Annotated in this window: 12 protein-coding genes; 7 read left to right on the forward strand and 5 right to left on the reverse strand. The window is 69.9% G+C overall.

All coding sequences use genetic code 11. The features are described from left to right. Window positions 1–85: 85 nt before the first annotated feature. The gene (locus tag AOM09_RS00750; protein ID WP_062382882.1) at window positions 86–760 is read right to left on the reverse strand and encodes a TetR/AcrR family transcriptional regulator; all 675 of its coding nucleotides are present in this window, start codon (window positions 758–760) and stop codon (window positions 86–88) included. Between the two features lie 209 nt (window positions 761–969). Between AOM09_RS00750 and AOM09_RS00755 the strand changes: the two genes are divergently transcribed. The 4 genes from AOM09_RS00755 (at window position 970) to AOM09_RS00770 (ending at window position 5,770) form a co-directional block, all read left to right on the forward strand. After that, window positions 970–1,869, forward strand: coding sequence for an NADP-dependent oxidoreductase (locus AOM09_RS00755; RefSeq protein ID WP_062382885.1), 900 nt, complete (start codon window positions 970–972; stop codon window positions 1,867–1,869). A gap of 88 nt (window positions 1,870–1,957) precedes the next feature. Continuing rightward, on the forward strand, window positions 1,958–4,426 hold the full coding sequence (locus AOM09_RS00760) for an MMPL family transporter (protein ID WP_062382888.1): 2,469 nt from the start codon (window positions 1,958–1,960) through the stop codon (window positions 4,424–4,426). 194 nt (window positions 4,427–4,620) lie between these two features. Further along, window positions 4,621–5,244 carry a sugar O-acetyltransferase gene (locus AOM09_RS00765; RefSeq protein ID WP_062382891.1) on the forward strand — a complete coding sequence of 208 codons (624 nt, stop codon included), beginning with the start codon at window positions 4,621–4,623 and terminating at the stop codon, window positions 5,242–5,244. Further along, window positions 5,231–5,770, forward strand: coding sequence for a TetR/AcrR family transcriptional regulator (locus AOM09_RS00770; protein ID WP_062382894.1), 540 nt, complete (start codon window positions 5,231–5,233; stop codon window positions 5,768–5,770). The genes AOM09_RS00765 and AOM09_RS00770 overlap by 14 nt, the downstream gene beginning before the upstream one ends. Window positions 5,771–5,833: 63 nt before the next feature. Here AOM09_RS00770 and AOM09_RS00775 read toward each other — a convergent pair whose 3' ends face one another. Together AOM09_RS00775 and AOM09_RS00780 are read right to left on the reverse strand one after the other, a co-directional pair. Next, the gene (locus AOM09_RS00775; protein WP_062382897.1) at window positions 5,834–6,814 is read right to left on the reverse strand and encodes a lipocalin-like domain-containing protein; all 981 of its coding nucleotides are present in this window, start codon (window positions 6,812–6,814) and stop codon (window positions 5,834–5,836) included. A 55-nt stretch (window positions 6,815–6,869) separates the two neighbouring features. Further along, window positions 6,870–7,511 (reverse strand): TetR/AcrR family transcriptional regulator, encoded by a 642-nt coding sequence (locus AOM09_RS00780; protein WP_062382901.1) that lies wholly within the window; start codon window positions 7,509–7,511, stop codon window positions 6,870–6,872. A gap of 383 nt (window positions 7,512–7,894) precedes the next feature. Here AOM09_RS00780 and AOM09_RS00785 point away from each other — a divergent pair, with 383 nt between their 5' ends. The 3 genes from AOM09_RS00785 to AOM09_RS00795 all read left to right on the forward strand — a co-directional run bounded on the left by AOM09_RS00785 (window position 7,895) and on the right by AOM09_RS00795 (window position 10,867). Beyond that, complete coding sequence (locus AOM09_RS00785) at window positions 7,895–8,887, forward strand: phosphotransferase family protein (RefSeq protein WP_062382904.1); 993 nt, start codon at window positions 7,895–7,897, stop codon at window positions 8,885–8,887. Between the two features lie 85 nt (window positions 8,888–8,972). Further along, the gene (locus AOM09_RS00790) at window positions 8,973–10,235 is read left to right on the forward strand and encodes an MATE family efflux transporter (RefSeq protein WP_082098782.1); all 1,263 of its coding nucleotides are present in this window, start codon (window positions 8,973–8,975) and stop codon (window positions 10,233–10,235) included. After that, window positions 10,232–10,867, forward strand: a complete 636-nt coding sequence (locus tag AOM09_RS00795; protein ID WP_062382910.1) for a TetR/AcrR family transcriptional regulator — start codon at window positions 10,232–10,234, stop codon at window positions 10,865–10,867. The genes AOM09_RS00790 and AOM09_RS00795 overlap by 4 nt, the downstream gene beginning before the upstream one ends. On the opposite strand, the gene AOM09_RS00800 is transcribed toward AOM09_RS00795, so the two are convergent. Next, entirely contained in the window at window positions 10,864–12,426 is a 1,563-nt protein-coding gene (locus AOM09_RS00800; RefSeq protein WP_062382922.1) for an acyl-CoA synthetase, read from the reverse strand. The two genes, AOM09_RS00795 and AOM09_RS00800, sit on opposite strands and share 4 nt — an antisense overlap. A gap of 43 nt (window positions 12,427–12,469) precedes the next feature. Beyond that, complete coding sequence (locus AOM09_RS00805) at window positions 12,470–12,925, reverse strand: MaoC family dehydratase (RefSeq protein ID WP_062382925.1); 456 nt, start codon at window positions 12,923–12,925, stop codon at window positions 12,470–12,472. Window positions 12,926–12,982: the final 57 nt, after the last annotated feature.

A 12,982-nucleotide genomic window follows, 5' to 3' on the forward strand; every position in this document is an offset into this window, starting at 1 on the left:
CGTGATCTCGCGGCGTTCGACGTTGCGGTGGCTGCACGTCGTCGCCACCCTGCGGCACCGGGGCTGCGGGTCGGGCGCCGTTGCGTCAGCCGGGCGTCTCCTCGTGGGGTCCGGTCATGCTGCGGTAGAACTCGTCGCCTGTGAGCGCGGGGGCGCCAAGCCCGGTCGGGCCGTCCCGGCGCGTCCGCAGGCCGTCGAGCAGCAACGCGGCGTAGCGCCGCCACTGGCCGGGCGCGACGTCACGGCTCCGCTCCGATGCGGCGCCGAGCATGAGCTGGAGCATCGGGAAGTCGATGGGCTCGAGGTCCTCGCGCAGATGTCCGGAGCGTTGCGCGCGCGCGATGAGCGCGTCGACCCTGGGCGTGAGGAGCGCCTGCGCGGTCTCCAGTGCGGCGCCGGTGCCATGTCCGCCGAGGAGCAGGATCTCGCGCAGCCCGCGGTCCTCCGCGAGCGCAGCGGTCGCCTCGAGGAAGAAGCGCTCGAACGCCGCCCATGGGTCGTCGTCGGTGAGCGCGTCCTTGGCGATCTGAGCGACGTGCCGGACGCCTTCGTCGAGCACGGCCTCGATGAGCTCCTCGCGGTTCGCGAATCGGCGGTAGACGGTACCGACGCCCACCCCGGCATGGCGCGCGACGTCGTCGAGCGCGACGTCGAGGCCTCGCGCGGCGAACACCTCACGGGCTGCGCGCAGGAGGCGCTGGCGGTTGCGTTCGGCGTCGGCGCGAAGGGGGCGGTGCTGCGGCGAGACCGAGGTGCTCATGGAGTCATCCTAGATCGGTAAGCGGATGCATGTGCTCCGCTTTAGTGCTAAGGTCCTATCGAAGCGGAGGTATAGCCTCCGTTTCTATGGCGTCGATGCCGGCTGCGGAGGCGCCACGATGGGCCGACGCTGCCAACCCCGACGCCGTCGACAGCCCTGTGATGCGCACCAGGCGCGCACATGGCACGCACCGAACGGGAAGGCACGATATGAAGGCGCTGCGCATCCATGCCTACGGGGGGCCCGAGGTCCTGCAGGTGGACGACGTCCCGATGCCGCGACCGGCCCCGGGGGAGGCGCTCGTCAAGGTGGCGGCGACGTCCTTCAACCCTGCCGACGTGGCCATCCGCACGGGCGCCTTCGCCGCGGTGCTCCCGTTGAGCTTTCCCCACACCTTGGGCATGGACCTCGCCGGGACGCTCGTCGGCGATGCCGGTCCCGGACTCCTCCAGGGAGATCCTGTCGTCGCGTTCCTCCCGCCGAACATGGCGGGAGCGGCGGCCGAGTACGTCGCCGTGCCGGTCGCGCTGCTCGCGCATGCGCCGGCCACGATCCCGCTGATCGAGGCCGCGGGGTTGCCGTCCACCGGGACCACCGCGTGGCAGGCGCTGTTCGAGCACGGTGACCTGGTCGAAGGCCAGCGCGTGCTCGTCAACGGTGGCGGCACCGCGGTCGGTGGCCTCGCGGTGCAGCTCGCGGTAGCAGCTGGCGCGGAGGTCGACGCGCTCGCGGGCCCGATGAGCGTGGAGCGCGTGCGAGGCTACGGCGCCGAGAAGGTCGTCGACTACACCGTGAGGGGCGCAAGCGAGGTCGAACCGGGCGTCTACGACCTGGTGGTCAACCTGGCGCCCACCCCGGTCGCCGAACTCGCGCCGCTGGTCCGTGCGGGAGGTCGCCTGGTGTCGGCGACCACTGCGAGCGAGGCGGCCGATGATCGGATCACGATCGTGAGGATGGCGGCCCACCCGTCGCGCCAGGTCCTCGAGGAGCTGGTCACGGCCGTGGACGCCGGCCGCCTGCACCTCCACGTGACCGGCGCGCGTCCCCTCGAGGACGCCGCTGCCGTGCACGTCGACCGCGCGCGCGGGAAGACCCTCCTGCAACCGTGACGCGTGACCGCGGGGCTTCGCACGCCCGGCGACCGGCCGGCTTCTCCGTTCTCCTCCTCGTTCCCCTCCACCTGTGAAAGGACCCCCAGTGGCTGCATTCCTCTACCGGCTCGGCATCTCGTCGGCCCGGCACCCATGGCGCGTGATCGGCGCGTGGCTCAGCGCGCTCGCGGTCGCCGTAGGCGCCTTCGTGCTGTTCGGTGGCACTCTCTCCACCGCGATCAGCATCCCCGGCACCCCGACCGAGGAGGTCGGCGCGCAGATCGCCGAAGGCTTCCCTGACGCGGGTGCGGGCGCCAGCACCGTGCTGTTCCAGACCGTCGACGGTGAGCCGTTCACCGAGGCGCAGCGGGCCGAGGTCGGAGCGACCCTTGCCGCCTTGGAGGACGTCGAAGGCGTCACGGGCACCGTGGATCCCTTCGCGACGGCCAGCGAGCTCGACACGCAGCGATCGGACGTCGCCCGGGGCCTCGAGCAGATCGCCGCGGCACGCGCCGACATCGAGGCGGGTCTCGAGCAGATCGAGGACCAGCGCGAGACCCTCGCGGACGCGGGAACGCTCGACGCCGCTAGGGGCGCCCTCGACGCCCAGCGGGACGAGCTGGAGGATGCACGCGACGAGCTCGACGCCCAGGCGACGTCGCTCGGCAACGTCGCCGCGCTCCTGGCCCTCGCGGAGGGTGCCGAGCAGATCTCCGTCGACGGCGCCACGGCGATGGCCGCGGTCCAGTTCGATGAGGCCGCCACGACGATCTCGGAGGAGCTCAAGGACGCCCTCAAGGACAGCCTCGCGGGCTACCCGATCGACGGCGTCGATGTGATCCCCGCCGGTGAGATCTCCGGCGAGATGCCCAGCATCGTCGGGCCGGGCGAGATCGGCGGGCTTCTGGTGGCAGCGGTCGTCCTGGTCGTCATGCTCGGCACCATCACGGCGGCGGGCCTCCCGCTCATCGTCGCGCTGCTCGGTGTCGCCGTCGGGCTCATGGTCTCGCTCAGCCTCTCGAGCGTCCTCGACATGATGACGCTCACGCCGATCCTCGGGCTGATGCTCGGCGTCGCGGTAGGCATCGACTACGCGCTCTTCATCATCAACCGCCACCGCAAGCAGCTCCGTGGCGGCATGGAGGTCCAGGAATCGATCGGTCTGGCCAACGGCACGTCGGGCAACGCCGTGCTCTTCGCCGGAGCTACCGTGGTGACCGCGCTGCTGGCGCTCAACCTCGTGGGCATCTCGTTCCTTGGCGCGATGGGCACCGTGGGCGCCATCTGCGTCGCGGTCGCCATCGCGATGGCGCTCACGCTCACCCCGGCTCTCATGGGGCTCGCGGGATCGCGTCTCACCCCCAAGGCGAAGGAGCGCGGCCAGAACCGCTCGGCACGGAAGCGCGACCGGGGCGCGACCCCCACGCAGATGACCACGCGCCGCGCCGTTCTGACGATCGTCGGCACGGTCGCGACGCTCATCGTGATCGCCATCCCCGCGCTCGACATGCGCATGGGTCTCAACACGAGCGCCGGCGAGCCGGCGGAGTCGGACGGCTATCGCGCCTACACGCTCACCCGGGACGAGTTCGGAGCCGGCTTCAACAGCCCCCTGGTCACGGTCGCGGACATGGGCGACGTCGTCGCGGACGATGCGCTGCTGGCGGAGCAGGTTCGCGTCGGTACAGCGTTGAAGTCGCTCGACGACGTCCGTGCGGTGGTGCCGATGGGTGCCTCCGAGGACGGCACCCTCCTCGCGTTCCAGCTCATCCCGACCGAGGGGCCCACCGCGGTGTCGACCGAGGACCTGGTGGTCGAGATCCGCGACCTCGAGCTTGCCGGGGTCGACTCCTTCGGCGTCGCAGGCAATGCCTCGGGCAACATCGACATCAGCGAGAAGGTCGCCGATGCGCTCCCGATCTACCTCGCCGTGGTCGTGGGATTCTCGCTGCTGATCCTGCTGGTGGTGTTCCGCTCGGTGCTCGTCCCGCTCACCGCGACTCTCGGCTTCGTCCTGTCGCTCGTCGCCATGTTCGGCGGCCTGACCGCGGTGTTCCAGTGGGGGTGGCTCTCGGGGGCGTTCGGCATCAACGAGCCCGGGCCCGTGCTGACGTTCATCCCGATCGTCGCCGTCGGGGTGCTGTTCGGGCTCGCGATGGACTACCAGCTGTTCCTGGTGTCCGGCATGCGTGAGGCGCACGTGCATGGCGCGCCCGCACGCGAGGCCGTGGTCACCGGCCTCCGCGCGGGCCGGAGCGTGGTGGTCGCCGCCGCCCTCATCATGGTGTCGGTCTTCTCGGGGTTCATCTTCGCCGAGTCGGCCCTGGTCAAGTCGGTCGGATTCGCGCTCGCGTTCGGCGTGCTGCTCGATGCATTCGTCGTGCGGCTGATGCTCATCCCGGCGATCATGCACCTGCTCGGGTCGGCCGCGTGGTGGCTTCCGAAGTGGCTCGATCGCGTCCTTCCCGACGTGGATGTCGAGGGAGCGGCGCTCGAACGATCGCATCCTCGGCGGCATGTGGAGGATCGGACGGAGGACGATGACCTTGTCGCGGCGGGGTCGCCGCAGGCCTGACGCTGCACTGACGGCCGTCCCGGAGCGCGCTGCCGCGCGCGTCGGGGCGGCCGTCTCGCGTCCGGGCGCCGGCGCGGGCAAGGTGGACTCGCAGCTGAACCGCGGGACGTCCGTCGTGGCCGGCTCTGGTCGGTCGACGGGCCCCGAGGGGCCGGCGTCGCGGGCGTCCGACGCGGTTATGTACGATCGTACGCATGAGAGATGACGAAACCCCTCGTGTCGACGACGCGGACGACATGCGGTCCCACCACGAACGGATGATGGCGGGAGACCTGTACATCGCGGACGACCCGGCGATCGCCGAGGCGCAAGGTGTCGCCGTGCGGCGCATGGCTCGTTTCGCCGACGAGTACCACCGGGACCCCGAGCGTGGTCAAGAGGCCGCGCGAGAGCTGATGCCGGGGGTGGACCCCTCCGCATTCGTGCGCGCGCCGGTCTACGTCGACTACGGCACGAACATCCGCATCGGCGCGCGCACCTTCGTCAACATGGGCCTCACCGCGTTGGACGTCGCGCCCATCACGATCGGCGCCGACTGCCAGATCGGTCCCCATGTCCAGCTCCTCACGCCGACGCATCCCTTGGAGCCAGGGCCCCGGCGCGACAAGTGGGAGGCGGCGCGGCCCATCGTCATCGGCGACAACGTGTGGCTCGGCGGGGGTGCCATCATCTGCCCAGGGGTGAGCGTGGGCGAGAACTCGGTCGTCGCGGCCGGTGCCATTGTGACCAAGGACGTGCCGGCGAACGTCGTCGTGGCCGGCGTTCCCGCAAAGGTCATCCGCACGCTCGAGGAGGACGGCGAGCGTGCGGCGCCATGATCCCGGAAGGCGCGACCGCATCGTCGAGGTCACGCTCGAGCTGATCGCGGAGGTCGGCGTGGCCGGCCTCTCTCACCGAGGGATCGCGCGACGCGCCGACGTGCCCCTGGGGTCCATGACCTATCACTTCGACGGCATGGATGACCTGCTCCGCACGGCGTTCACGCGCTTCGCTGAGCGCTTCTCCGCGTCCTACGCCGCGCACTTCGCGGAGGTGGGGGCTCGCGAGGAGGCCGTCTCCGCGATCGTGGCCCTGATCCGCGAGCTCTCGGCTGACGCCGGGATGCGCGACAACATCGTCGCGTACGAGCTCTACACGCTCGCGGCGCGGGATCCCGCCTACCGTGAGATCACCGGCCGATGGATGGCTGTCAGCCGGTCCGAGCTCGAACGCTGGTTCGCCGGGGATGTCGCGCGTCAGCTCGATGCCCTGATCGAAGGATTCGCGCTGCACGGTGCCCTCGATGTGGCGCCGCTCGAGATCGGGGTGGTGGAGTCAGCGGTGAGGAGGCTCGTGGGCGCGTGATCCGCCGCCGGAGCCCGCGCGCGCGGCGACGCGTGCCGCGCGCGCGAGCCGTGTCGAACACCGTCAGCGCGACGCCTTCCAGTCGCCGACCATCTCCACGTAGCAGTACCCGGTGACCGGCTCGCCGTCGATCGTGCCTGCGACGTCGCTCGCGGCCTCGTAGTGGGGGAGGAATCCCTGCAGCTCCTGCTCGCGCGGCGACGGCGTCACCACGAGGTCGAGGCTGAGCTCCGGGGCGGTCAGGTGCCACCGCGTGGGGTAGCGGTTGCCGCTCGCCGGCAGCCAATAGTCGCTGGCGCCTTCGGTCAGCGGGGTGAGAGAGGCGACGCGGTGGCTGCCGTGCTCGTCGATGCACGTCACCCAGGAATCGGTCCGTCCCTCCGTGTCGACGGCCTCCCACAGGCTCAGACGCAGGCCGTTGCTCAGGTTGAGGTCCATCCAGGTCCAACGCCCGTTGAGCTTGAGGATGTTCTGGTTCTGCCACTGGCGGTCGAACCAGGACGTTCCGATGACGTCGTGGGTCCGCCCCTCGATCGTGATGCGGCCCGAGGTCTCCATCGTCGGGAGCGAGTACTGGCGTACGTCGAGCCCGAGCAGCTCGAAGCGTCCGGTGCCCTTGTTGTAGAGCGGGTGGCCGGTGCCGTGAAGGACGAGGTCGATGCTGGCGCCCTTCATCTCGGCGCGGACCCGCATGGTCTCGAGGTCGCCCTCAAGGCTGCAGTTCGGCGCCCGGACCACGAAGCGATCGGGCGCGAAGGTGCCCTTCCATGGCGCGTACAGCTTGTCCTCGGATCCGTACCAGCCGGTGGTCTGATCGGTGACGGAGAACGAGCTGTTCAGCGCGACCGGGATGCCCTTGACGGACATCACGATCACGTGAGCAAGGTAGTTGAGCACATGATCATCCGACTCGAAGCGGCCGATCGCGAACCACGAGTTCACGGAGTAGCCGCGCTTCATGGGCAGGTCCGCGACGATGTCGATCGCGGGCCTTGCCCCCGGAGGCGTGGTGTGGGTATTCGCAAGGAGGGCGGTGCGGGCCATGATCGTCGCTTTCGGGTGGTGGATGGTGTCGGGGAACCGTGGGGGAGATCGGGGATCAGGGGGCCGGGCGATCCGCGTGCGCCGGGTCGTCGGAGCCGCAGGTGCGAGCCGCAAGGAGCGGCATGAGGATCTCGTCGACCGCGCGGATCGCGAGCTCGCGATCCGGCCCCGACCCCTTGACGAGCCCGTGCGTGACGACGATCGCGGGGATGAGCATGGCGATCATGTCCAGGCTGTCCGTGGCGGTGATGGCCTCACCGCGCATGCGCGCGCGCTCGATGATCTCGGTCAGCACGGGCTGGTTGTCGACCAGCACTCCGCCGACGAGCCGCTGAACGAGCTCCGGCTCGGTATCGCGCGAGAGCACCAGCGCGGCCAGCGCCCTCAGCCTGTCCTCCGTCATGTGACCTGATGCCGCCTCCAGCAGCCCGATGAGGTCGTCTCGCAGGCAGCCGCGGGGTTCGAACCGCACAGAGTTCGCCTCGACGTCGCGCTCGATCGCGGCGAGGACGAGCGAGTTCTTGTTGCCGTATCGGCGGTAGAGCGCGGGCATCGTGGTGCCGGCGCGGCGCGCGACCTCGGCGAGCGACAGCGCGTCATAGCCGACCTCCGCGAGCAGGCCTGCGGCCGCCCCGATCAGGGCGGCGTCGAGCTCGGGGTTCGGCGGGCGCCCGGGTGAGCGTCGAGTCGCGGTCATCTTGTCTCCATGGCGTTGCGGTGCGAGCGAGAGCAGGGCTCCCCGCTGATTCATTACGATAACACTCATAACGTTAATCGGCAACAATGCCGCAGTGCTGTCGCCGTGACCGTCGTCCCATGGTGAACGCGGCGTCAGCGTGACGGAGCGGCCGCGAGCTCGAGCTGCGCCGCGCCGCGCCGCGCCGCGCAAGCGTCCGCACATCTGCGAGCGCCGCGTGGTCGACCCCGGGCGTGAGGCCTTCGGGTTCGAAGGTGCGAAGCGACCCCCGGACGCCGGTCGGCCGCCCCAAAAACCGGCACTGGTGCCGGTTTCTGCTACGCTCTCTGCTCATCCCGGCCAGACGGCTCGGGACGTCGCGACGCACGAGAGGACGAGCCTCGATGGAGAGTCTCACCAAGAACCGCCAGTCCACCGCCGTCCTCCGGGTGCTGATCGAGCGCGGGTTCGGAAGCGATGAGGTGCCCGACGGCGAGGACTTTGCCGAGGAGATCACCGAAGGCTGGTTCAACGTGGCGTACCGCATCCGGCTTCGGTCGGGTCGGCTGGTGGTGCTCAAGGTCGCCCCGCCGGCGGACGTTCCGGTGCTCACGCGCGAGGTCGACATGATGCGCAACGAGCTGGAGGCGATGCGCCTGGTCGCCGAGCAGACGTCCGTCCCGGTGCCGCGGATCGAGCACGTCGACCTCTCGCATGAGGTGGTGGATGCGGACCTGTTCTTCATGGAGCACATCGACGCGGACAACTTCGGCTTCGCGGCCGCCGAGGGGCGGCTCGCCGCGGATGTGGTCGCCGCAGGCAACCGTGAGCTCGGTGCGCTCAACCGCGCGATCAACCAGGTGGTGGGTCCGCATTACGGGCCGCTGTCGGGTCCGGGTTTCGCCACGTGGCGCGAGGCCTTCACCGCCGCCGTCGAGGACACGCTGCGCGACGGAGCAGCGGTGGGGATCGACCTTGGGTGGGAGCCCGACGAGATCCGGCTCGTGCTCGAGGAGCATGCAGGCGCGCTTGACGAGGTCGCCGAACCGAGGCTCATCGAGGTCGATTTGTGGGCGAAGAACTCCATGATCAGGGACGGGCGCATCGTCGCGGTCCTCGACCACGAGCGCGCTCTGTACGGCGATCCGCTCATGGAGGCCGGCCTCACCGGACTCGACCTCGCCGGCTTCGACGACCCGACGGACTTCATGGAGGGCTTCGGCGTGCGCGTGCTCAGCGAGACGCAGCGCACCCGACGCCGCCTCTACTCGATGTACCTCGCGCTCATCATGGTGGTCGAGACCCGCTACCGAGGCCACACCGACACCGTCGTCTACGACTTCGGCAGGACGGAGCTCGACCGCGTGATGGCCGCGCTCGGTCGCGCGCGCCGCTGACGTGCGGCGCTCGCCTGCGCGCGCCGACGAGCTCGGGACCCGTCCCCTCGGACCCCTCCTGTGGGAGTCGTGCCTGCACACGACCATGTCCGTGGGTGTCTACGGCGTCTACGCGCTGACCAACGCGTGGTTCGTGGCACGGATGGTCGGCGAGACCGCGCTCGCGGCGGTCGCGCTGGTGACGCCGCTCCTGCTCCTCGTCGGCGCGGTAGCGACCACGGTCGGCGTCGGGGCGGCGTCGCTGGTCGCGCGGGCGCTCGGCGCGGGCCGGCCGGGCGACGCCGCTCGCGCCACGGGAAACGCGATCGTACTTTTCTGGTCGGCAGCGGGAGCGACCACCGTGCTCGGGCTGACGTTCCTGGACCCGCTGCTGCGGCTGCTGGGAGCGACGGCGGAGACGATGCCGTATGCGCGACCCTATGCGGCCGTGATCCTTGCCGGCGCGCTGGTGTCCACCGGCTTCTCGGCGATCGTGCGCGCTGAGGGACGGATCGGATTCTCCACGCTGCTCTGGGTGATCCCCGTGGCGGTGCAGATCGCGCTGGACCCGCTGCTCATCCTGGGATTCGACATGGGTGTCTCAGGAGCGGCGCTCGGCACGGTGGGCGGGCAGGCGGTGTCCGCGTTGATGTCCATGTGGTTCTTCTTCGGGCAGCCGAACCGCCCGTATCGGATCACGCTCGCGCATCTGCGTCCCCGTATGCGCACGATCGGCGCCATGGTCGCGATCGGTGCGCCGTCCTTCCTCGCCGGCATCGGAGCGACCATCGTCGCAACCGTGGTGAACGCGTCCCTCGCCACCGCGGGCGCGTCCGCGCTCGCCGCGTTCGCGGTATGCGCGCGGGTCCAGACCTTCATCACGATGCCGCAGACCGGCATCACCCAGGGGGCTCAGCCCGTGGTCAGCTACTCGAGCGGCGCCGGCCTCGCCGACCGGGTCGGCGCCGCGACACGCATCGTCATGCGCGCGACGGTCGTCTACGGCACATCGGCGTGCGCAGCCGTGCTTCTCGCCGCGGAGCCCCTGGCAGCCGTCTTCCTCGGCCCGGGCCCGGCGCACGACGACGCGGCGACGGCTCTCCGCATCGTCGCCCTGGGATTCGTCTTCTCCGGGGTCGCGCCGCTGGTGTCGGGGCTGTTCCAGGCCACAGGATCGCCCCTGGCCTCGTACGTCGTATCCATCGGCACGGTGCTGCTCATCCGGCTTCCGCTTGTCGTGACGTTCGCTCCCTTCGGTCCGACCGGGATCTGGATCGCCCTCGCGTCGGGCGAACTGGTCTCCGCCGTCACCGCCGTGGGCGTGACGCGGTGGGTTCGCCGTCCTGGCCGTGCCAAGGTGATGGCATGACGGGGAGCGACACGCCGCCTGCAGCGCGCGCACGCGGCGGCTACGCGAAGGGAGAGAGGCGGCGTGCCGAGATCCTCAACACCGCGTTCTTCGCATTCGCCGCTGGGGGATACCGCTCCGCGTCGATGGTGCAGATCGCCGCTGCGTGCGGAGTCTCACGCGCGGGACTTCAGCACCATTTCCCGTCCAAGGAGGCGCTCCTCACCGCGGTCCTCGAGGAGCGCGATCGTATCAACGGCGTCCTCTTCTTCGAGGGCGCGGACCCGCAGCGCGACGGCATCGACTACCTTCGCAGGCTGCTCGACGTCGTCGCGCACAACGTCACGCAGCGCGAGATCGTCGCGCTGTTCGCGGTCCTGTCGGCCGAGGCCTCCGACCCCGACCACCCCGCGTACGCCTACTTCGTCGCCCGGTATCGATCGCTGCGGGCGGACATCGACGATGCGCTGGTCGAGGCATCGTCCCGAGGCAAGGTGCGAACGGGCTCCTGGACGCCGGGACTCTCATCCGAGCTCGTCGCGCTCATCGACGGGCTTCAGGTCCAGTGGCTCCTCGATCCGCGAGCCGTCGACATCGTCGAGAGGCTCCGGAGCCGCCTCCAGGACGTGGTCAGCGAGGATCTCTCGCTCTAGCTCCGCCCCGTACCCTGATCCACGGTCTCCGATGGCACGGCAGGGAACATCTGCCTGAGCTCGACCTTGCGTACCTTTCCGCTCGCTGTCCGGGGGAGGTCGTCCACGATTACCACCGCGCGCGGTTGCTTGTACCGCGCGAGCCGTCCCTTGAGGTGGTCGAGGACCGCCTGCGGCGACAGGTCGGCGCCGTCGTGCAGCGCGATGACCGCGAGGGGGACCTCTCCCCACCGGTCGTCGGGCACGCCGATGACGGCGCTCGCCCGCACGGCTGACAACTCCATGATGAGCTGCTCGATCTCCGCGGGGTACACGTTCTCGCCGCCGGAGATGATCATGTCCTTGAGCCGGTCGGTCACGGTGAGGTAGCCGTCGCGGTCGACGCTGCCGACGTCCCCCGATCTGAGCCAGGCGCCGTCGTGGCTCTCCGCGCTCTCCTCAGGGCGCCGCCAGTACTCGCGGATGACGTTCGGCCCCGAGATCTGGATCTCACCGGCTTCGCCCGGCGGGAGCACCGATCCATCCGGACCCACGATGCGCACGCTCGTGAAGAAGTGCGCCAACCCGGACGTTCCGACGTGCTCGCTCGCCTTGCGTACCGGGAGCGAGGTTGCTCCGGGCGACGCCTCGGTCATCCCGTAGCCGCTTGAGAACGACAGTCCGCGTGCGGCATAGGCCTCGATGACGCGCAGCGGGATGCTGGAGCCGCCGCAGGTGAGCTTCCTGATGCTCGACAGGTCCGCCTCGGCCCATGCCGGATGCTCGGCGAGGAACTGGAACGTCGTGGGGACGCCTGACAGGCTGGTCACCCGATGGCGCTTGATCGCGTCGAGCACCGCCGCTGGTTCCACGCGCTCCTGGAGCACCACGGCGCCGCCCTTGAGCAGCGCCGGCAGGGCACCCATCGACAGGGAAGCGACGTGGAACATCGGCGAGAGCATGAGGGCGACCTCCTCGCTTGTGACGTCGTAGTCCACGATCGCGTTGAAGACGTTCCAGGTGAGGTTCCCATGCGTGAGGACGGCGCCCTTCGGGCGACCGGTGGTGCCGGACGTGTACAGGATCATCGCGGGATCCTCGAGCGAGACCTCTTCGTCGCGCAGCGATCCGCTCGCGGCGTCCACCACCTCGTCGAAGGATTCGACCGCGGGCAGATCCGCAGGGCCGCCTACCACGAGGCGATGGCGGATGCCGCTCGACCAGGCGGCGGCCCGGGCGAGGTCGCGGACCGACTCGTGGGTGACCAGGAACGTCGCACCGGAGTCCTCGATCATGTACTCGAGCTCTCGTGGGGCGAGCCTGGTGTTGAGCGGCACGAAGATCGCGCCGAGGGTGCCGCACGCGAAGAAGGTGGTCAGGAAGTCCTGGTGGTTGTTGCCCAGGTAGACGAGCCTGTCGCGCTTGGCGAGCCCTCGGTCGGCGAGCGCGTCGGCGAGCCGAGCGATCCGGTCTGCGAAGGCGTCGTAGGTGTACGTGCGATCCTCGCCGATCAGCGCGATGTCACCTGCGGACTTGATCCGTCGGCGGGCGACCCAGTCGCCGAGTCCCTGGTTTCTCATGTGTGCCTCGTTGCAGCGTGAGCGGGGTCGAGTTCGGAAGATATCAGGCGTAGAAGCGGTACAGGCCTCGCGCTACCACCGCAGGCTTGGCGCCGCCCTCGACCTCGATGGTCTGGTCGACGGTGAGCTGGTAGCCGCCGGGGATCTCGGCGACCTCGGCGATCACGGCGTTCATGCGCACGCGCGCGCCCACCGTGACCGGCGAGATGAACCGCACCTTGTCCAGACCGTAGTTGACCTTGGTGGTGACGCCGTCGACGTCGAGCAGCTCGGTCCAGAAGCGCGTGGCGAGCGACAGGGACAGGAAGCCGTGCGCGATGGGTGCCCCGAAGGGGCTCTCCGCGGTCGCGCGCTCGGGGTCGGTGTGGATCCACTGGTGGTCGTCGACCGCGTCGGCGAACAGGTTGACGCGGTCCTGGGTGATCTCGAGCCAGTCGCTCCACCCCAGGTCACGGCCCCGGAGGTCCGGCAGCGTGGCATAGGTGGCGGTGATGGTCATGATGGGTGCCCTTCGGGTCGGGGTCGGGGGGAGGGGACGATGCGGTGGTCGGGTGGT

Source organism: Demequina iriomotensis (assembly GCF_000971395.1).
Lineage (GTDB): Bacteria > Actinomycetota > Actinomycetes > Actinomycetales > Demequinaceae > Demequina > Demequina iriomotensis.